Genomic DNA, 21,094 nt, shown 5'->3' with positions numbered 1-21,094 from the left:
AAAGTAGCACTCAGAAATCAACCTAAAACATGGAACCTAAAACATATTCCATGGATAAACGAACCAAAATACAACCTTCTAAGTATTCCGCTACCTGGCCACTAAAGATGGCCTGGAGAGATAGCCGAAAGAGTAAAGGCAAACTAATGCTTTTCATTTTGTCTATTTCTTTGGGTATTGCTGCGTTGGTCGGTATTACCAGTTTCAGAGAGAATCTACTGCAAGAGATTGATAATCAAGCCAAATCGCTGATAGGTGCTGACATAGAGGTGAAGGGAAACCAACCACTTGAAGATAGTTTGATGTTTGCTTTCTATGAGCTAGCTCCTGAGATGTCCAGAGAAGTGTACTTCGCTTCGATGGTCTATTTCCCGAGTACGGATGGCACCCGATTGGCTCAGGTTCGTGCATTATCCGGTAAGTACCCTTATTATGGAGCTATTGAGACCATACCTGAGGAGGCTTCAAGTCAGTTTCAGCAAGGAGAGTTTGCACTGGTAGATGAGAAATTGATGATCCAATACAATGTGGAGATTGGTGACTCAGTAAAGATTGGGGAGGGCAAGTTTAAAATCATCGGTCGGCTCCAAAAGATTCCCGGCCAAACGGATATAGGAGCTACGGCTGCTCCTGTGGTGTATATTCCTTTCAATCACTTGGACCAGACGGATCTTTTAAAGAAAGGTAGCCGGGTCAATTACCTCAATTACTTTCAGTTTAGCAGTGAAGTGGATACTACTGGCAAGTGGTCCAAGCTTGTGGATGTAGCGGATCAAAAAGGCTACAGCATCGACGATATAGAAGAGCGCAAGGAAGATACGGGTCGCGCATTTAAAGACCTGACGAATTTCCTGGAGTTAGTGGCGTTTACTGCACTACTACTGGGCTGCATCGGAGTGGCTAGCTCCATGTATGTTTACACCAAAGAGAAAGTAGGGATAGTCGCTACACTCAGGTGTCTGGGGATGAAATCTGGGCAAGCGATTAGTATCTTCCTGATTCAGGTGGGAATATTCGGATTCATTGGGTCTGCTATTGGTGCGTTGATCGGGGTTGGTTTGCATGTATACCTGCCTGAGCTGGTGAAAGAATTTATTCCAGTAGATCTAGAGCCAACTTTTTCATTGCTATCAGTCCTCAGTGGGATCTCCATAGGCGTTGTTGTGTCTATGTTGTTTGCTCTGATCTCCCTGGTATCACTTAGAAATGTGAGCCCATTGCAAGCTATCCGTGCGGATCTCAATCAACGGAACATTCGCTTTGATAAGGTTCAAATAGGTGTCGGTGTAGTAATCTTTGTGTTTTTGCTGGTACTCGTGTACTTACAGGTAGGTCACTGGGGAGATGCTGCCATTTTTACCTCTGGGTTACTGCTCACCATATTTATACTTGGGTTGATCGGGAGGGGTTTAGCACTAGCCATCAAGAGGCTACTACCAGATACGATTCCTTATGTTTGGCGACAAGGATTGTCCAATTTGTACAGGCCACACAACCAAACTTCTCTGTTGATAACCACACTTGGTTTGGGCACTGCGTTTATTGCCACTCTTCTGTTCATGCAGGATTTATTGGTAGACCGGGTTTCTATCAGCGGAGCGGATGATCGCCCCAATACTGTGCTTTTTGATATCCAAACCCCTCAAAAGGAGGAAATCAAACAACTCACACTAGATTATGACTTGCCGGTGCTGCAAGAAGTACCTATCGTTACCATGCGGTTGGAAGAGATCAATGGAGTGACCAAGCGAGAAGCTGAAGAGGATACCACGGTGAACATTAGGGATTGGGTGTACGACCGAGAGTATCGGATTACTTACCGGGATAGTCTGATTGATTCTGAAACGCTGGTAGCGGGTGAGTGGACACCCAAGATTGAACCTGGGGATAGTATCTTCATCTCTTTTGCAAGTGGATGGGCTGAGAGTCTGGAACTCGAAATCGGTGATGAGGTGCTCTGGAACGTACAGGGAGCTTTGATCAAAACTTACATTGGAAGCTTTAGAGAGATCGACTGGAGACGTGTACAAACGAATTTTTTGGTGCTTTTCCCTGAAGGTGTATTGGAGCGAGCCCCACAGTTTCATGTATTGATCACCCGAATCCAAAACAACGAACTGTCTGCTCGTTATCAGCAAGCAGTGGTGCGTAGTTATCCTAATGTGTCCATCATTGACTTGGAACTGATCTTGAAAACGCTGGAAGACATTCTGGGGAAAATAGCCTTTGTCATTCGGTTTATGGCTTTTTTCAGTATCGGTACAGGTGTGATTATGCTCATCAGCTCTATTGTGTTGAGTCGTTTTCAGCGGATGCGTGAAAACGTGCTTTTGAGAACTCTGGGAGCCTCTAGTACCAAACTGTGGAAGATCATCTTTGCCGAGTACTTTTTCCTTGGAGGACTTGGCGCACTTTCCGGGCTTTTGATCGCCACAATTCTCACCACACTACTCGGCAAGTTTGTGTTTGAATTTGTCTTTGTTCCAGACTTTGGTCAGATGATTTTAGTGACTCTGGCAGTCACTTTCATGACTGTGCTGATTGGTCTGGCCAACAGCCGTGATGTGATCAGCCAGAGTCCTTTGGAGGTATTGAGAAAGGAGATCTAATCAGGCATCCTTATACCAAACCCTCACAATCTGGTACCAATGAGAGCTCGACTCTCCTGCAGTCCACAGTTCGGTATCTGTGCTGCCATCCTCATCTTTTTCATGGATGTTGGGGAGTACCACTGTTTCTACATTAACTACCTTGATTTGCGGGTTCTCAGAAATCCAGGCATTAGCAAGGTCTAGTACTTCCTGGAATGTTTGCATTTTTCCAGACTTGAACATCCCGCCCTTGGTTTTTTCCGGGACGAAATCTTTCGCAATAAGTGACATAAAAATTTGGCGATTTGGTTAATTCATGCTGAAAATATGAAATTTTCCAATACAAAACTAGACTAAATTAAGATCGTCATCTCTGATTGGCATTATTTCTGGTATCCGTATCTTAGTACTCGCTAATCACCTGATCATGAAAAGATATTTACAACTAGCATTGATTCTAATCGTAATGGGCAGTTTGCTGAGCTGTGCCAGCGGTAAAAAGGCCCTAAAAAGAGGCAATTATGACAAGGCAGTAGCACAGGCCGTGAATCGTCTGAGGTCTAATGATGATCATAAGAAAGCTACTGTTACCTTAAAGAAAGCTTATAAATATGCTGTAGAAACCCATATCAATAATGTCAATAGAGCGAAAGCTTCTAACGATTTGTTGAAGTGGGAAAGCATAGCCAGGGATTATCAGCAGATCAACTTCTTGTATGATGAGATACTGAGGTGCCCAGGTTGTAGAGAAGTAGTGCCAAACCCGGTAAAGTATGATGCTGAACTGGCTTCTGCGAAAAGGAATGCTGCTGAAGTGCGGTATGATTTGGGAGTGGAGGCTTTGAAGTTCAAAAAAGACAGAATTAAGGCAATAGAGGCTCATGAGCATTTTCTAGTCGTTCGGGATTTTGTTCCACGTTACAAGGATGTCGAAGAAAAGCTTCAGGAAGCTATGTACTACGCTACGTTACGTGTGGTGGTCGAGGATATTCCATCTCCGGGCCGTTTGCTCAATGTGAAGCATGAGTTCTTTGTCAATAAAATCAATGAATACCTGCACAATACCCGAGTAAACGAATATGTGAGGTTTTATACTCCGTCTGAGGCGGAGGCGGAGCAGCTGGAATATGTGGATCACATCATCCGCATGGAGTTTGATCGGTTTTCACTCGGTAATGTATTTAGCAGCAAGAATACCCGGGAGGTGAGCAGAGATAGCGTGGTGATTGCTACTCGCGACGGAGAGGACATCTATGGCACGGTGAAAGCCAAGCTCACCGTACATGAAAAAGCCATAACCGGATCCGGTTTATTGGACTTCAAGATCTATGACAATGATAAGAATAAAGTGATTACACAGGAGAAGTTCCCAAGTGAATATACCTGGTCCATTCGATGGGCGTCTTTCAATGGTGACGAACGAGCACTGAGTGAGGAAGAACTGGAAATGGTGAATACTTTGGAAGCATCCGTCCCCAATCCACAATGGATGTTTGAAGAGTTTACAGCACCTCTTTATGATCAGGTTATAGCCAAAGTGCGGAATTACTATCGAGGGTATTAGCCTCGATCTAAGAGCCTGATAGACAAGGATAGTGATATCCTGCTGGGAAGAACATCTTCAGTGATGATTTTCTCTTCTGAGTAGATAGAAGTTAAACCCTGAGTGTATTGGGCTCCGAGAGCTATCGATCGTAACAGGTCATAGGTGACATTTATTCCAGCACTGATTTGTAAAGGGTTATATCCTTTTTTGGTGTGGCTAGTCTTTTCACGCACTTCATATGAACCTATAAGGCCCTGATTATACTCCACTATAGAAATTATGCCGTCATTGTTGGTATCCAAATCCTGCAGTGAGTTAAAATTCAAACTGTAGGAAAGCTCATTGGTCGTTTCTGTAACTGCCAGCAATGACGATATTATCAATGTGCCACCTATTCGAATTCGCTTCATTGGAGAAATACTTGCCATTACCGGAAGCATGAGATAGTGTAATTTTGTTTTCCCATAGTTGTCAGAATTTTCAATAACAGGAGAGACATCACCAAATGGATCTGCGAAAAGTGGCTCACCTACAATTGCTGGGTTGTCTGGATCAACGAATAGGTTGTCAGTTTCCTCAAAAAAAATCTCAAGTTGACGTTGATAGGTCAATAGTTCATATCCTAATCCTGCCTCAATCTTAATGGCGTTGCCCAATGCTCGTCCATAGCTTAGGTGAAGACTAAGTCCAGGTCCATTGGCAAAAGATTCTTTGATCGTATAGGCTGCTTGAAGAGATGAAAAGCCTGTATTTCCAGTTACTGGCTGGGAGTTAAAGTGTTTGGTGTGACTGGCAAGAAGAGTATAGTTGCCACCAACATGAAAAGTTACTTGTCCTTGAACCATCAAAATTGAAAAACCCAAACCCAATGTGAGCAATAGTCGATTCATAGCTATGAAGAACAATCTGTTAAGTAAGCTAATGAGTTGTTTAATATATTTCCAAGTAAACAACATTTTAAGTTTTGGAGGCCTGGCCGTTTTGTCTTAGTTGAAGGCCATTAATTGAATTTGATCCTTTATCAGTTAGGCACCGCAGGATTGTTCCCATGCTCACTGTCTAATAAGTCCTGCACCAGAAAAATAATTCTACCTGCTATCATCTTTCGCAAGCCAGACAAGGGAATCTTCAGTTATTTGAGCAGAATTAACTATTTTCAGGCATGAGACAAATGCTCAAAGACCAGGAAGTGGGTTTGGACCCACACTTTCGCTACCGAGGTAAAAATCAAACCCGGGTGGAGGCGTTTACGGATGCCGCTTTTGCACTGGGTATCACACTGATTGTGTTGTCATCTTCAGTGCCGCATACCTTTGATGAACTGTGGGGCTCTCTGAAAGATGTACTTCCTTTTGGGCTTTGTGTAGTGCTGGTGATGGTGATCTGGTATCAGCATTACATTTTCTTCCTTAGGTACGGTTTGCAGGATTTGCGCACTATTTCGTACAACACTTTTCTGATTTTCCTGATTCTCATCTATGTCTATCCGCTGAAGTTTCTCTTCGTTATCTTGTTTGACCTCTATTCTGGACTGCTCACAGGAAACGATCAAATCATCAGATATACATTCAGCGAGGTAATCGCCATGGGAGACACCAAGTATCTCATGATTATTTATGGAGTGGGAGCCATGCTGATCTTTGGTACATTTTGCCTCATGTATAAGCATGCCCTTAAGAAGAGAGACGAACTGGAACTAGATGAATATGAAGTATTCGAAACAGTGACCATGTTGAAGGTAAACATGTTTCTCGCTGTGGTGCCGCTGATTTCGACGCTCATAGCGATTACTGGATTGTTCGGAAACTGGAATTTTCTAGCCTCCGGTCTCACCTACATGATCTATCCACCACTGATGATCATTACTGGTGCAAGGCGTGAACGTCAGCGAAAGGCACTCGTAAAGAAACTGGGACTCGAATAATGAAGCGATTTAGCCTTTTCATCCTAAGTGGGTTCTACATTCTGGCAGGAATCAATCATTTCATCAATCCGGGATTTTACCTGCCACTTATTCCTGATTACTTGCCTTATAATGAGGTGATCAACGTTTTTAGCGGTCTGGCAGAGATTGCATTGGGAGCTGGTCTCCTTGTCACTCAAACCAGAAGGCTTAGCGCAAAGGGAATTGTGCTTCTCTTGGTTTTGTTCATACCCAGTCACGTTTACTTCATTCAGCAAGGCCACTGTGTTGGAGATTTATGTGTCAGTCCATGGGTAGGATGGGTGCGTTTGATTGTTATCCACCCTTTACTCATCTTATGGGCGTACTGGCATAGTAAGAAATGAAAAAGCCTCCGAAGAGGCTTTAATCATTAGTTGTTGTACAAAGACTTACCGGCTTCATAGTATTTGTCCCCCTCTTTCCAGAAAGGTGTCTCTTTCATATTACCAATGAGTCTACCGGCCAGCACATAAGCTCGATAAAAAGTGTACATATAGTCCATGTCCAGCGTTTCAAACTCATCAGAAGGCTGGTGATAGTATTTGAAGATTTCATCATCGAAAGCATCCATTCCTGGGGTGAAGGTAGGAGCTGGAATACCTTTTTTTGCAAAGCTTACATTGTCCGAGCGGTCAAACAGTCCTTGTTCTTTATAGTTGGCATCATCTCCTGCAGTCAACCCATAAGATTCAATGGCCTCAACCAACAAGTCTTCGGCTGTGGTGCGATCCAGCCCAATGACAGATGCCATGGAGGTGTTGTTGTACCCTCCTCCGTCACTGTTAAAGCAATACACCATATCACTTAGAGCCACAGGACTTTTCTCTACAAACCATTCGCTGCCTAACAATCCTTTTTCTTCACCAGTGAAAAACACAAAAAGTGAAGAACGCTTAGTTGGGTACATGCCAATGTTTTTTGCAGCTTCCAGTACGGTCACTGAGCCAACGGCATTGTCCCTTGCTCCGTTATAAATGGCATCTCCTGTGCTGTCTGGCTGGCCAATTCCCACGTGATCATAGTGTGCCGAGTAAACCACATAGTCTTTCTTGAGCTCCGGATCTGTTCCTTCGATGTATCCAACCACATTGAAAACCTCAAACCGATCCACATTTCCTCCAGACATAGTGAGTGTAAGTTGTTTGGCTTTTATAAATGCCTCGCTACGTTCCTGATTTGCATTGTTTACCCAAATGGACGGGAATGAATCATCAGCATCTCCATAATCCAGGGCAACTCGATCACCACTCAGGTAGCGTTTGAGTACGTTCCATGGAATCTGAGCCGAATTGTACAGTTCAATTACCGCCAAAGCCCCAGCATCCTTGGCTGCTTTGCGTTTGTCACTTATCAGCCCAAACCAGGCTCTCGGACTCACATCCTGACCATCACCTGCATTGGCTACAATCACTTTACCTTTCACATCTGCCGATTTGATCTCATCAGGTGTGGCATATTCGAGATATACTACCTTACTGGTCACATCGAAATTACCTCCGTTGATCAACAAAAACTCTTCGCCAATGCGAAGCTCCATACTGTCCACTGCGATCACCCCCTCTGATGGCTTCACTACTTTTTTCATCTGTACCGGCTGGTAATAGTCCGGATACTGATCAAAAGCTTTTACTCCATAAAGCTCCATTTGTGTACGGAGATATTCTGCAGCCACCGCCTGTCCTTTAGAGGGTGTATCTCTTCCTTCCAGAGCGTCGGAGGAGAGAAATCTCAGGTGAGCGGCTATGCTTGCCTTATCTACTGTTTTGTCGGTAAGTTTCTTGTCTTTTTGAGCCCATACTGTCATGGTGCACAATAGCAGCCATGCAAAAAATACGTTCTTCATGATATTAACTGTTGAATATTTGGTGGTGAATATACAAATACTCGTAAAAGACCTGCTCAGTCTTCATATTTGAATTTAGGTTTATTACTTGAGCGGGTGGAGTCGGGGTTTTTATGGAAAGGAACTGCAATGTCCATGATCCCAACACGAATACTATTCCAGAGGTAATTAAAGAAGTCCTTGTTTTGATACCTGATGAAATAGATCTCACCCTCTTTGTATCCCAGGCTATCCTCATGATTATTATTTCTCAGCACCAGATTTCCAAAGAGCGTCTTGAGCCAGTCTTTATCTCTGTCATCTTCATAAATAGAGATTTTCAAATCCGAATACTCACTTGTCAACTTGCCGCTAGAGGCATAGTCATCCCCTTCAAAGTCAAAATCAAGATGATGAACAGTTCCTTCGGCGGTCACTCCTACCAGAGGTGTCATGACTTGGTTTACATAGGTCACAGGAAGTTCTTCTAGCCGACCGTAAACGGTAAATTCACTCGTTGGAGATAACAGATTCATGCGTATCTGCGTAGTGAGTTTTCCCTCACCCATAAAATCGCACTGTACATCCGTTACCAACATCGGGTTGTTTACGACACGCGAACTATCCGACGATAGGTTATAGATACTTGCATACGTCTGATCAAAAAAGATTTTTCCACTTCTAGGGAATAAAACAGGATACTGTTCATATTCAATATAACTATTGGTGACAGTGATGGTATCCAAGGTGATTCCCATTGGGATTTGGCGGATTACCTCTGAAAGCAAAGGCTTAACCACCAGGGGTTGAGGAGGTGGACGCTTATCTTTATAGACTCTTAATTGGGCTTCATCTACTTCCACTTTGGAAGAGCTTACCTCAAAACCATTCTCCAGGCTCCAGACTAAATCCTTTGCAGTGATTTGTTCTACATCCAGGTGGAAAAGTGCTTTTTCATGTGGCAGCTGAGCGACAAACGCTTCACGTGAAAGCGAAGGTGTGAGTTTCACCTGGTGGATAGTCACTGTAGTATCTTCTATCAGAAAATCGGTACCTGATAAAATGTAAAAATCACCAGCCTTCAGGTCAAATGAGTCAGCACTAATCTTGGACCAGCCAAATTCCAGTGGAAAAACATGACTCACTGTGGAAGTATCGATGACAATATCCCTAGCATCGATTTGGAAATTCTTAACCACCAGAAGCGTATCTCTTTTTTGTCCTTTGAGTATCCGAATATTGGTGCTCCGAAACAAAAATCGGTGCAGGTTGATGCTGGTAAATAGCTCTCTCACAAAAAGGTTGATCTCTTTTTTACCTTGTAGGTTTAGTTTGTCCGTTGGCAGCACTAATTCTAGTTCTGCTGAGTCGACACGTAGGTCACCCACACCAATTTCTTTGTTGAGCACCAAATCTAAGAAGCTAAAATTCTCAATAGTGACAGCCCCTGCCCTGGCATCCAGAGACAAGTCTGCCTGCCCTTCGATTGAGTCGAGATAGACCTTTGGAGCCTTGAATCGAACTTGACGACCTAGAAGATTCACTTCCACACCATCTATTTTCACACGGTCACCTAACAAGCCTGAGAGTCGTTCAGAGGCCACAAAGTTGAGGTACCAGTAGGAGCCAATCACCACTATGAGCAATAGGATGAACAGTACGTAACGTAGGATTTTTTTATTCACAGAGGAAGCTTAAAAAAAGGATAGCGCAACAACCATTTGTTACGCTATTGAAAGTCAATAGAGGGGTAATTGTTTAAAAATCATTCGCCTTTGAAGATTTTCACTACTGCTGGTTCCCCTTCTGTTTTGTAGCCTCTAAACATACCTGAAGTATTGAATGGCATGGACACCTGTCCATATTGGTCTAGTGCTATCATGCCTCCATCAGCATTCATTCCACTCAGTTTGTCCATGACCGTTTGAGTGGCTTCCTGAACACTCATGCCCTTATATTCCATGAGGGCGGACACATCATGAGCTGCTGCGGCACGGATGTAGTATTCTCCATGTCCAGTGCCTGAAAAGCCACATGTGTTGTTGTTGGCGTAGGTGCCGGCCCCAATAATGGGTGAATCTCCGATACGGCCCCATCGCTTGTTGGTCATGCCGCCAGTGGAGGTGCCTGCACAGATGTTTCTGTCCTTATCCACAGCTACAGCGCCGACAGTTCCATGTTCTTTTTCTATAGCTCTTGCCAGTTGTTTTGCGCGACGTTCCGTTTTAAAATACTCAGGATCCACTATGTTCAGCCCTTGTTCTTGAGCAAACTGTTCCGCACCTTCTCGAGCCATCATCACGTGTGGAGAGTTGAGCATTACAGCTCTGGCAGCAAGAATTGGGTTGCGCACCGTTTTCACTCCTGCCACGGCCCCCGCATTTAGGTCGTCACCGCGCATCATACTGGCATCCAATTCGTTTTCACCTGTTGATGTGAACACAGCACCTTTGGCGGCATTAAATAATGGTGAATTCTCCATTAGGACAATTGCCGCTGTAATTGCATCGCAACTGGCCCCACCTGATTCTAAAATCGAGTATGCGGTATCAAGGGCAGCATTTAACCGCTCACGGTAGGCCGCTTCAGTTACCGAATCCATGTTTTCTCTTTTTATATTACCTGCACCTCCATGAATAACCACGGCAATTTTGCGCTCCGGCTCGGTGGCCAAATTTTCTTTCTTTTCAGTTGTTTGGCAGGAAAGTAATAGGCTGAGCCACAGTGAGAAAAAGAATGTTGTTTTGAATCTTATTGCATTAATCATAGTTTTTTATGTAATATCGATGTGTTACTTTAGCGCTTATTTTTAAACCGCTCTAATATAAATAATAAACCTATGGCTGAGAAAACAAGATATTCGGAGGATGAGTTGAAGGAGTTTGAAGAACTAATCAACCAGAAATTGGACAAGGCAAGAGAGGAATTGAATATCCTGAAAGGTTCGCTTACTCGAAACACTGATGAGGGGACTGATTCCAATTACAGTTCGGTCAAGACGCTGGAAGACGGAGCGGATACCGCAGAGAAAGAGCAACTCAGCACGCTAGCTGGTCGTCAGCAGAAGTTTATCAATAACCTGGAAAAAGCCCTAATTCGTATTAAAAACGGAACCTATGGCATCTGTGTAGATACGGGTAAGCTTATCAGCAAAGAACGCTTGAGAGCGGTGCCACATACCATGCATTCTATTGAAGCCAAGCTAAACGCCAACAAGTAATTTGGATTACCTGGCTAACCATATTGAGGCATTAATCTTTTGCTCTCCTAAACCTATCACCAGCGAGGAAATCCAATCCTGCCTCAAAGAAATGTTTGAAGCGGATGTTCCACTCAATGACATCATTGAAGGAATTGTCACACTAGAAAAAAAGTATGAAGCTGATGAATACAGCTTTGGATTGATACAAAGCGGAGGAGGCTTTCAGTTTTTGACCAAGCCCGCCTACCAGGCCAGTATCAGTATTTTATTGAAACAGCAGTCTAAGCGAAGGCTATCCAATTCAGCTATGGAGACCCTCGCCATTATTGCTTATAAGCAACCTGTCACCAAGACCGAAATTGAGCAGATCAGAGGGGTCAACTGTGACTATGCGGTGAACAAACTTTTGGAAAAAGAGCTCATCGAAATCAAAGGCAAGTCTGATTCTATTGGTCGGCCGATGCTTTATGGTACCAACCAAAAGTTCATGGATTACTTTGGGATTAATAGCCTGAAGGATCTACCTACTCCAAAGGACTTTGTGCAAGAGGAGAACACAATCGGGAAAGAAGAAGAATGATGAAAGGGAAAAAACCCTCCAAACCACAAGGCAAACCTAACAAGAAGTTTAAGGAGCCAGTATCAGACGAAATCCGTCTGAACAAATACATTGCTAATGCGGGAGTTTGCTCGCGCAGAGAAGCTGATCAGTTAATAGCTGATGGTGAGATCAAGGTAAACGGTGAGGTGATCCGTGAGCTTGGCCACAAAGTGCAGCGATCTGATAAGGTCCAATACAAGGGAAAAGTACTCCAATCAGAAAAGCTTCAGTATGTGCTACTCAACAAGCCGAACGATTTCATTACCACCATGTCTGACCCTCAGGGTAGAAATACGGTGATGACCCTGATCAAAAATGCATGCGAAGAACGCATCTATCCCGTCGGCAGACTGGACAGAGCGACTACCGGACTACTGCTATTCACCAACGATGGCGAGCTGGCCAAACGACTCACTCATCCATCTTACAGTGTCAAAAAAATCTACCAGGTCACTTTGGACCGGCCTATTGAAAACAAGGATTTCGATCACATACTGAAAGGTGTGAAGCTGGAAGATGGAGTAGCTATTCCTGATGAAATGGCCATCGTCTCGGATGACAACATGGTGCTGGGAATAGAAATACACATCGGGAAAAACAGAATCGTCAGAAGAATTTTTGAGCACTTTGGATATAAGGTGATGAAGCTCGATCGGGTCATGTTCGGTCCTCTGACCAAGAAAAATCTCGGTCGCGGAAAATTCCGACATCTTTCACCCAAAGAAGTAATCGCTCTGAAAAATACTACTGGACAAAAAAGAAATAAAAAAGGTGCTGAGTAAGCACCTTTTTTAATGTTTCTTAGGCTCCAAGTTATTTCATGGAACTGGTGAGTACATCCAAACTACTATTGATAATCATGTGTACTGAACTCCCCGGCTCATCATCCAGAGCCACTCGCTTTTCATACGCACCTCTTGAGCCGAACACGTTGATGCAGTCATCACTTACTTTGTAGATCTTATTGGTAAAATATGATTCACTGCTACCAAAAGTTTTCATGTCAGTGATTTCGCCAGCCAGGTCAATTTTCAATGCAAATGTTCGCGTATCTGTATTTGAGCCACCTGCTCTACTGATTTTTCCATCGAGCATTTTAAGCTCGTTGTAGTTACCCACCAGCATGTACCCGTCATCCAGGTTGACCACACTGTTGATGTCTCCTTTGTAATTGATTCGCTGCTGCCAAAGCAAGTCTCCGTAGATGCTATAATTGGCCATGATCAGTTCGGATTGCTGGAGGATGTCATCCAGATAATCCGTGCCTTTGTAAGTGATCATAAGCGTATTGGTGCGTTCGTTGTAGTTGATCGTACGAGGAAACTGGTTCAGAATAAGCCTTTTGCTGAGCGTGACTTCTCCTTTTTCATCTAAAATATACAGGTGATTGTGTCGGGACCCATTGGTATCCAGTCCATGTAGCATGACCGCTAGTCCACCGGGTACTGTTTTCATCGCACCTATACGAGTGTGCGAATCGTACCCGATCGCGCTATCAAACTGAAGTAAATACTCATTGTACCAACCAACTTTTTTGTCTGGTGTCACCCCACAGACGAACGCTTGCACCTTGTTTTCTTTTTCATTTTTAAAGATCCCACCAAGAAACGTAGAGCCATCAAAGTTGTTGATCCTATGAGTGGTCACCGGCCTAGGAGTGAGCATTTCTGCATCCATAGACAGCTGTTCCTGCAGAGGAATCTGCTGGCGTTTATAGGTAATCACCTCAGCCACACTATCACTTCCAAGTATGTCGTACAGCCGATCTCTGATGGTGCCAATGTATTGGGTCACATCATTTTTGTTAGTAGTCCGCTCCTCAGCAATCATGGCAGTGATTCCAGACATCCCCTGATAATGGGTATTGATGAATTCAGGGTATTTGTTGAGGGATGCTTGAGTGTTTCTTCTTCGGATATCACTCAGCACAGTATCCGCTTCTTTGATTCGATTGACCATTTGGCCATAGAGGTAGAGTTTCCGCTCCACATCCAGATTGGTGGCAGTATCTAGCTGCTTACTGAGCATTTCCTGATAAATCAGGTCATGCTTTTTCTCTTTGTAGATGAAGATTGGTTCCACCACAGAGTTCAGGTCATATTTGCGCAGATTAAAAAGCACTTCTTTAGTCACTTTCAATGGTTCGAATTCGTCACGAATAAAGTCTGGTTCTGCTTGCTCAATTCTTCTATTGAGGCGTAGGTTTTCCTTGGCCAGGTCAAGACGAAGTTTGTCTATTTCCGCATGGATTATTCCCCGAGTTTCATCTACCCAGCTGGCATAGTCCCATACTTCAATTCTGCTTTCCAGAAAGTTGATTTTGGATTCCAATCCGTCCAGTCTGTATACTTTTATGGGTTTGCTAACCATCTCCTGATCGTATCCAATGTCAAAAGTATCGGAGGCTGACTTGTACTCTTCCCAGTACTTCTGGCTTTCCAGGTAATCTTTCTTGATTTGTTCGAAACGGGCGTCTACAGATTCATCGAATAACAAATACAGGTCCTTGAAGGTCGGGTATTCTCCCACGATAGCCGTAAATTCCTTGTGAGCCTTGTCATAGTTACTAAAGCTATTGGTGTATTTATCGTAGATGATAGGCATATTGGTCACATACTGCTTCATCTCCGCCACTATGGCATCTATGTGTTGTCGCACCGTATCATATTCTACTTCGATTCGGCCTTTTTCATCCATCTGGCCAAAGTTGAAATAGAGTTCTTCATTTTTTCTGACAGCTTTTTCATCCAGGAAACGGTCAGCTACTGAGTAGGCTTTGATTGCTTCGCGAGCATTCCCTACTTTGTAAGCATAGTCCTTGATTGGATCACTGTTTTTGTATCTCGTTTCGTAGATCACTGCCATCTGAAAGTAAATACTTGGCTCTTCCGGCTCTTCCGGAATGTACCGTTTGAGTTGAGCAAGTGCTCCACTTGGTGGCAATGTCAAAATCCTGGGCAATGCGTCTTCATATTTCTCCAGCTTCTGGCCGAATGAAGACTGAACAGCCGCTAATGTTAGTATGAGTAGTGTTAATTTCTTCATGAAAATTCGCATTTAGACTCCCAAAATTTTTAGTACAACACGTCTGTTTTTGGCCTTATTTTCCTCCGTATCATTGGGTACGATTGGTTGACTTTCGCCATACCCCTTGGCAGTAAATCGGTCTTCTGAGATCTTGTTCTCAATAAGGAACTTGACCACACTCTGTGCTCTTCGGTTAGAGAGTGCTGCATTATATCCTGCTGAGCCTACATCATCGGTATGTGCGGCGATCTCCACGCGCATTTTTGGATTCTGCTTCATGAGCTCGACCACACGCTGTAGTTCATTGTAGGAGACTTCATTGAGCTGATCTGAATTTGACTCAAACAAAATATCCTTCAAAGTCAGGTTCGCACCTGGGAGTAGTGGTTGTAGTTTCAATTCAATGTTTGGCATGGCACCACCATTGGCAACTGATACTCCACCCATTGGGTCATCCGCATCACCGGAAGTAATTTGAGTACCCTCTGCTTTCACATCTATCACTGTACTGTTAAAGGCATAGCCTTGATCACTGGTAGCTTCAATCTCGTATCGATCACCTACACGAAGTGCCACAGTTTCATTGCCATTTACCTCGATTACTTCATCTCGGTTGCGGTTTCTAATTCGTACTCTGGACCGAATCTTTCCATTGTTCACCAAGTCTGCCACGTTGATCTGAAGGTCACGCTTGTGAGGGAGCATTTCCACATCACGAATAAATTCCGGATACACCACCAGATCTGAAACATCCAATGTAAAGAACTTGCTATCAAAGTTCTCTTTGTCCACGATAATCTCATAAACCTTGCCCAGAGGCAAATCCAATGTGATTCGCCCACTTGGGTTGTTCTCAATATCCTGAAGAAAACTGCTAGCACCTTGTTCCTTCACTTTGATGTTGGCTTGGATTGGTTCAAACAAGTCACCATCGTAGATATTCAGGTTAAGATTCGCAGATTTGTATAGCTGAATATCCTGATCGATTTCCTTATATTCATCCTCATCTGTAAGATCAAAGAACAAGGATTTGGACGTATAGCCATCACGTTTGATTTCTATGTTATAATTACCACCCACTGCCAATACCACCGTGTACCTACCGTCATTGGGGTTATTGTTTAGGGTCATGATTTCACCGGAGGTGAATGCATCAGATACAATAATATCAGCTGAGACCCCCTCTCCACTAGAGCCATCTGTGATGTAGCCTTGAATAATGATGTTCTTAAACTGGCGTAGCTGGTAAGGAATCTCTACAGAATAGATGTCGCTGGCATTGTGTACATAATAGAGTAAATCTCCTTGCGCCGAGATGGACGAGAACTGATCTGGCAAAGCTGTGTTTACAAACTCGAGTGCTACAGGCTGAACCCAGTCACCAATAGGCGTAAGTCGAGTCTGGTACAAATCGAAGTTTCCTTTTCCTCCAAGTCTGTTGGATGCAAAAATCAAGGTCTTGTTATCGGCCATGATTCGTGGGGCTTTCTCACAGTCCTGGTTGACAGGATATGGCAGTAGCTCTGGCTGACCCCAGCTACCATCTGGCTGTTTCTTAGATAAATACAAGCTGAAACAGGCTTTGTTTTCCCACTGTTTGGCCAGGTCTTTATCCTGTATAGGGTTAAAGTTTTGACGAACGAAATAAAGTGTTTTGCCGTCGGCAGAAATGGAAGGGAACCCTTCGTAACCTCGAGAGTTGATGGGTTCACCGATGTTTACCGGCTCTGTCCAGTCATCTCCATCCCGCTGGGAGTAATAGATGTCCTCACTGCCTTTGCCTCCTCTAAAGGAAGCAAAGAAAAACAACATGTTTCCATCAAAAGAAACACTTGGCCCTCCAATTAAATCCGTTGTATCTCCAAAATCATTGATGGCATTGATTGGCAATGGCTCGCTCCAGGCACCATTTTCAAATCTCGAGTCAAACAATTCGTACCTTCCGCGCCGATTCGATTCGATGATCATGGTACGCCCATCAGCTGAAATCGATGGTGCATACTCCACTCTGTCCGTATTGAATACATCAATAGGTTTAGCGGTTGTTTTGAAATAGTTCAGTGAATCAGCATAGGTCTTCAGCGAGTCAGGTACCTGCCCAAAGGCATTTATCCCGAACAGGATCGCGATGACAGTTATGACTTGTTTCATATAGTGTTAGTTAGGTATTCTTGGTAATCAGATTATTTTCCGAGCATTACAAAGGCTCCCCAGTAATAGGGATCTTTAAACTCATTCCGCACTGCCGCTATTGCGTTATTAAATGCGTCTAGCTTCGACTGGCCGTTAAACCAGTTTTCGTAAAATCCAGTCATCAGCATTTGTGTCGTTTGGTCATTTACCTTCCACAAGCTCATCACCAGGTTGTCAGCCCCAGCTACGATGAACGACCGCTGAAGTCCATAGACTCCTTCTCCGTTTTTCACTTCTCCCAATCCCGTCTCACAGGCGGACATCACCACCAGCTGTGTATTGTCGAGGTTGAGGTTCATTACTTCATATGCAGTAAGGATCCCATCTTCCTCACCTGCCAACTCTTCATTTTTTACCGTATTCTGAGCTCCTGCGAGTAGTAGGCCAGACCTTAATAGTGGATTGAACTTGGCATTTCTGCTTGTGAGCCCTTCATCTTCTTTGGTCTTGATATCTTCCAGAAAGAACCCATGTGTGGCAATGTGTAATATTTTGGGACTGGCAATTGACTTGACCTCCTCTTCTGTAGCAGCTATTGATAAGTAAGTTTGCACGTTCCAATCGCCACCTGAGACGACCTTTTCTATTTCCTGAATCTCCTTGAGAGTTCCTGGTAATTCAGCAATCTCACTGCCAAAGCTTCTTTCCATATCTGCGGAAGCGATCAGAGTGCCCATAGCTGCTTGTTCCAGATCTGATAAGTAGTATTTAGGATATCCAAACATCACAGCTTCTTGACTACCTTCAGTGTCTGGTTGTTCTTCTATCAGCTCACGCGTGTTACTTAACAATCGCAGGCTGTATCGGTCCAATAAATATTCCTTTGTATCAGGATTATACAGGGTGGCAATGTTGACTTTGTTGAGCACTCCATCAGCTGACAGGTAGATTGTATTGACTGTTTGTGCAATCTCCTGATCGTATTCTTTCCAGAAGACATCATAAGACTTCAAATCTTCCAATTTATAAATAACGGAGTTCTTATAGGTCTTGAATCCTTTGTCCTCCATGTAGATGCCATTGGGTTTAACAATCATTTTTGGCAATTGCTCAGGCTCGAGTAGCAGACCTATGTAAAGGACAGAATCCGTTTTCATTTTCTTTTTGATGCGGATGATTTCTATTGCCGCCTCCCCTTCGTTCAATTTCTCCTGCACCTGATTCCAAGTGGGTTGGTCATTGTCAAACGCACCGGCAAATGCACTTGACTTCAGTGAAAGCTCTTTTTCCTGATTGTTGGCTTCTGTCTCCAGCTGGGCGATATCAATATGGCTACTTTCCAGCTCTTCCTTACTCATGCTGTAAGCTTTTACAATGTTTTCCTTCAGGGCAATCCAATCGTTGAACAGCGCGATCAAGGATTCATCTCCGCTAGACAGGATGGTATTTCGCACTTTGTTGGACGCATTCAGCAGAAGGGCTTTAGTAGATAGTTGCAAATTGTACATACTTCCCACCAGTTCCTGCCGATCCTCTTCAGTGCCTTTCTTCAGTAGATAATAATCCACAATGAAATCATAGTAACTATCGAAAACTGGCTTGATTTTTCCATAAAACGCACTTTTTTCGCTTTCACTCAATGCGGGGAAGTACTTGCCGATAAACTCAAGGTATTGATTGGTTACATCCAGGTAAAGCGGCTTTGCTTCTTCAAATGATCCGGTTTTGTGCAGAACGGAAGCCAGGCCGTACAGAGAGTAAGCATAATCAGGATGGTTCGCACCTAAAATAGCTTTTCTAATATCCGCTACCTGTTGGTAATAGGTTCGTGCTTGCTCGTAATTTTCTAACTCTTGCTCCAGAACAGCCAAATTGTACAGTGTACTGGCATAAGAGGGATGGTTTTTACCAAACACATTACGGTCAATATCCAGTGATCGAGTATAGAGTTCTTTTGCCCGTTCAAAATCGTCATCCTTTTCATAGATAGAAGCCAGGTTGTGCAGTGTCTTGGAGTACAATGGGTGATTCTGCCCTAATATCTGTTCATCGATTTTTAAAGCCTCTTCAAGAAGTTCTTTAGCCTTGTCCAGATCACCTTCCAGCTGATAAAGGGTAGCCAGGTTCTCAAGTGCTGTGGCATAATCGGGGTTTAGCTTACCAATTTGTTCTTCATATACTGCCAGGGCTTGCTCAAACAGTGGGCGTGCAGCTTCCAGGTTACCCATCTTCTGGTAAAGAAGTGCCAGATTATTAACCACAGAAGCGTAGAAAATATGATTCTCGCCATACGCCTTGGTGTAGATTTTTCTGGCTTTTTTAAGGTAAGACTCCGCATCTGCATACTCTGCTAGTTGTTTGTTGACCGAGCCGAGATTAGTGAGTGAATAGCCAATGGACGGGTCATCTGGCTCCAGCAAACCCTTTTTCACGGCAAGGATATCCTCAAGGATCAACTCTGCCTCAGTATATCTTGCTGTATTTAGGTAGAGCAATGCCAAATTTTCATAAGTAGTCAGATAATCCAGATTGTCCTTGCCAAAAGTGTTCAGTTTAATTTGCTCGGCTATTTTCAAGTAATACTCAGCAGTGTAATAGTTTCCTTGCAATTGAAGCAAGCTGGAATAGTTGGCAGCCACAGTTGCGTATTCTGGATGCTGATCACCGTAGGCCTTTCTAAAAATCGGGAGAACTGCCAAATACAGTTCTTCAGCCAAATCATAGTTTCCGAGTTGCGTGTACACACCTGCCAAAGTATTTTTGACAAAAGCAGTTTGTAAGGCCTCTGTTCCGTAGATAGCCAGAGCTTTTTCCAATGCGATCTCTGCTACTCTTTTAGCATCGGCATACTTTGCCTGACTGGTGAGGATTTTGGCTTTCTGATTGTTGAGCGAATACAGCTTCTTATCAATCCCATTCTCAGTGGCTACAGTAAGCGCTGTTTCGATCATTGAGGCAGCTTCTTTTGGATTACCTTCAGACAGCAGCACCCCACTTAGACTTTCGAGAGCACCTATGTAAGTGATGTCTTTACTGACACTATCTGCTGCATACAAGGTTTGCACTTGCTGCAGTTTCTCTTTGGCAGCTGACATATCTCCTTTGCGAATGAGCAGATTGGCATAGTTGGTTAAAGTACTTGCATAGGATTTGGAAGAGCCTTCTTTTTGACTAATCAACTCTTTCATGAGGTTGGCTGCTTCATCAAATCGACCAACCTTTTGCAAGTCAATACTTAGGTTGTTTAGTGCAATTCCATATTCATCTGAGTTTTCCTCGCCCATGGATCGGAAGTTGTCTATGGCCAATTGGTATTTCTCCACTGCATCGTTGAACCTGCCCAATTCATCCAGCACATCACCAATATTGACTAATATGCTGCCGTATTCATAGTTGGGGGTGTCGTAGTTATAGTAGTTCTCCAGTGCTTCATAGTAGGGCAGAGCGCCTGCATAATTACCCTTTTCGGCGAGTAGGGATCCATAGTTGTAAACGATGTTATAATAGTCCGATGTGATCTCCTCGTAGTTGTTCATGGAAGAAATGGACGATTCAAACAGCTCGCGGGCCCGCTCATCCTCCTTCAGGTGAAAGAGCACAATTCCCATATTCCCTCTCAACACGGCCACTTCATAGCTGTCCTCAGAATTGTAGGTTAGCGCGATTTCCAGTGCCTGGCTGAGCAGAGGCTCTGCTGCCTTGTATTCACTTCGGTACATCCTGGATACAGCCAGGTTTTGCAGTGCATTGGCAAAGTTCATGTCCTGATTGGCACCTATCTCAATGAGCAGCTCTACTTCTTCTTTAGCGTAAGCTGTGGCTCCATCATCATCACCCAGATCATAGCAAACTAGTGAGAGTTGGCGTAGGATGACCGCTTCATTTGTTGAAGCGCCGCTGTTCTCATTTCGTATGAGTGATAGTGCTCTTTCGGCCAGGTTTCGAGCCTCCTGTGACTCATAGTTGTTATAGGCATCAACAGATTGCTGATAGAGAGTGGCCCAGTCCTGTGATATTGCCAGTAAACAGGCTAGACTGAAGGTCAAGGTGAGGATCAGTCGCTTCAATGATTTTAGTAGGTTGGTTTTAAAGCATGAAGATAGATAATATTAATACCTCATCTAAATCATTTAAAGAGAGTTTTGATGAAATACCTATTTCGAGGTACAGATATGATCTCCACACCAATAAAACAGAGTTGAATTACTCAGAATAGAGAATCCAGAA

The 21,094-nt window shown here is 43.7% G+C and carries 15 protein-coding genes; 7 read left to right on the top strand and 8 right to left on the bottom strand.

All coding sequences use genetic code 11. The annotated features are described in order from the left end of the window. Positions 1-29: 29 nt before the first annotated feature. On the top strand, positions 30-2,609 hold the full coding sequence (locus ACO067_RS10645) for an ABC transporter permease (RefSeq protein ID WP_421873859.1): 2,580 nt from the start codon (positions 30-32) through the stop codon (positions 2,607-2,609). On the opposite strand, the gene ACO067_RS10640 is transcribed toward ACO067_RS10645, so the two are convergent. Continuing rightward, positions 2,610-2,882, bottom strand: a complete 273-nt coding sequence (locus tag ACO067_RS10640; RefSeq protein WP_421873857.1) for a hypothetical protein — start codon at positions 2,880-2,882, stop codon at positions 2,610-2,612. Between the two features lie 136 nt (positions 2,883-3,018). On the opposite strand from ACO067_RS10640, the gene ACO067_RS10635 reads away from it, so the two are divergent. Further along, positions 3,019-4,155, top strand: coding sequence for a hypothetical protein (locus ACO067_RS10635; protein WP_421873855.1), 1,137 nt, complete (start codon positions 3,019-3,021; stop codon positions 4,153-4,155). On the opposite strand, the gene ACO067_RS10630 is transcribed toward ACO067_RS10635, so the two are convergent. Further along, entirely contained in the window at positions 4,152-5,027 is an 876-nt protein-coding gene (locus ACO067_RS10630) for an outer membrane beta-barrel protein (RefSeq protein ID WP_421873853.1), read from the bottom strand. The genes ACO067_RS10635 and ACO067_RS10630 overlap by 4 nt on opposite strands. Before the next feature lie 272 nt (positions 5,028-5,299). Between ACO067_RS10630 and ACO067_RS10625 the strand changes: the two genes are divergently transcribed. Further along, on the top strand, positions 5,300-6,061 hold the full coding sequence (locus ACO067_RS10625) for a TMEM175 family protein (protein ID WP_421873851.1): 762 nt from the start codon (positions 5,300-5,302) through the stop codon (positions 6,059-6,061). After that, a complete protein-coding gene (locus tag ACO067_RS10620) occupies positions 6,061-6,426 on the top strand; it encodes a hypothetical protein (RefSeq protein WP_421873849.1) in 366 nt (121 codons plus the stop codon). Before ACO067_RS10625 ends, ACO067_RS10620 begins: the two co-directional genes overlap by 1 nt. Positions 6,427-6,452: 26 nt before the next feature. Here the strand turns inward: ACO067_RS10620 and ACO067_RS10615 are convergent, their stop codons facing one another. The 3 genes from ACO067_RS10615 to ACO067_RS10605 all read right to left on the bottom strand — a co-directional run bounded on the left by ACO067_RS10615 (position 6,453) and on the right by ACO067_RS10605 (position 10,671). Beyond that, positions 6,453-7,925 (bottom strand): M28 family peptidase, encoded by a 1,473-nt coding sequence (locus tag ACO067_RS10615; protein ID WP_421873847.1) that lies wholly within the window; start codon positions 7,923-7,925, stop codon positions 6,453-6,455. A 56-nt stretch (positions 7,926-7,981) separates the two neighbouring features. Continuing rightward, positions 7,982-9,589, bottom strand: coding sequence for a hypothetical protein (locus ACO067_RS10610; RefSeq protein ID WP_421873845.1), 1,608 nt, complete (start codon positions 9,587-9,589; stop codon positions 7,982-7,984). Between the two features lie 80 nt (positions 9,590-9,669). Next, entirely contained in the window at positions 9,670-10,671 is a 1,002-nt protein-coding gene (locus ACO067_RS10605) for an isoaspartyl peptidase/L-asparaginase family protein (RefSeq protein WP_421873843.1), read from the bottom strand. 72 nt (positions 10,672-10,743) lie between these two features. On the opposite strand from ACO067_RS10605, the gene ACO067_RS10600 reads away from it, so the two are divergent. Genes ACO067_RS10600 through ACO067_RS10590 form a run of 3 tightly spaced genes read left to right on the top strand, consistent with a single transcriptional unit; the run spans position 10,744 to position 12,489 of the window. Next, entirely contained in the window at positions 10,744-11,124 is a 381-nt protein-coding gene (locus ACO067_RS10600; RefSeq protein WP_421873841.1) for a TraR/DksA family transcriptional regulator, read from the top strand. A 1-nt stretch (position 11,125) separates the two neighbouring features. Further along, on the top strand, positions 11,126-11,686 hold the full coding sequence (gene scpB / locus ACO067_RS10595; RefSeq protein ID WP_421873839.1) for an SMC-Scp complex subunit ScpB: 561 nt from the start codon (positions 11,126-11,128) through the stop codon (positions 11,684-11,686). Continuing rightward, entirely contained in the window at positions 11,683-12,489 is an 807-nt protein-coding gene (locus ACO067_RS10590) for a pseudouridine synthase (RefSeq protein ID WP_421873837.1), read from the top strand. Before scpB ends, ACO067_RS10590 begins: the two co-directional genes overlap by 4 nt. A 31-nt stretch (positions 12,490-12,520) precedes the next feature. Here the strand turns inward: ACO067_RS10590 and ACO067_RS10585 are convergent, their stop codons facing one another. The 3 genes from ACO067_RS10585 to ACO067_RS10575 are packed head-to-tail and all read right to left on the bottom strand — an operon-like array spanning position 12,521 to position 20,934. Continuing rightward, on the bottom strand, positions 12,521-14,752 hold the full coding sequence (locus ACO067_RS10585) for a hypothetical protein (protein ID WP_421873835.1): 2,232 nt from the start codon (positions 14,750-14,752) through the stop codon (positions 12,521-12,523). Positions 14,753-14,764: 12 nt separating this feature from the next. Beyond that, positions 14,765-16,885 carry an OmpA family protein gene (locus ACO067_RS10580; RefSeq protein WP_421873834.1) on the bottom strand — a complete coding sequence of 707 codons (2,121 nt, stop codon included), beginning with the start codon at positions 16,883-16,885 and terminating at the stop codon, positions 14,765-14,767. 32 nt (positions 16,886-16,917) lie between these two features. Next, a complete protein-coding gene (locus ACO067_RS10575; RefSeq protein ID WP_421873832.1) occupies positions 16,918-20,934 on the bottom strand; it encodes a tetratricopeptide repeat protein in 4,017 nt (1,338 codons plus the stop codon). Between the last annotated feature and the right edge of the window lie 160 nt (positions 20,935-21,094).

Source organism: Marinoscillum sp., assembly GCF_965229915.1.
Classification (GTDB): domain Bacteria; phylum Bacteroidota; class Bacteroidia; order Cytophagales; family Cyclobacteriaceae; genus Marinoscillum.
This window is presented reverse-complemented; position numbering and strand designations above follow the sequence as displayed.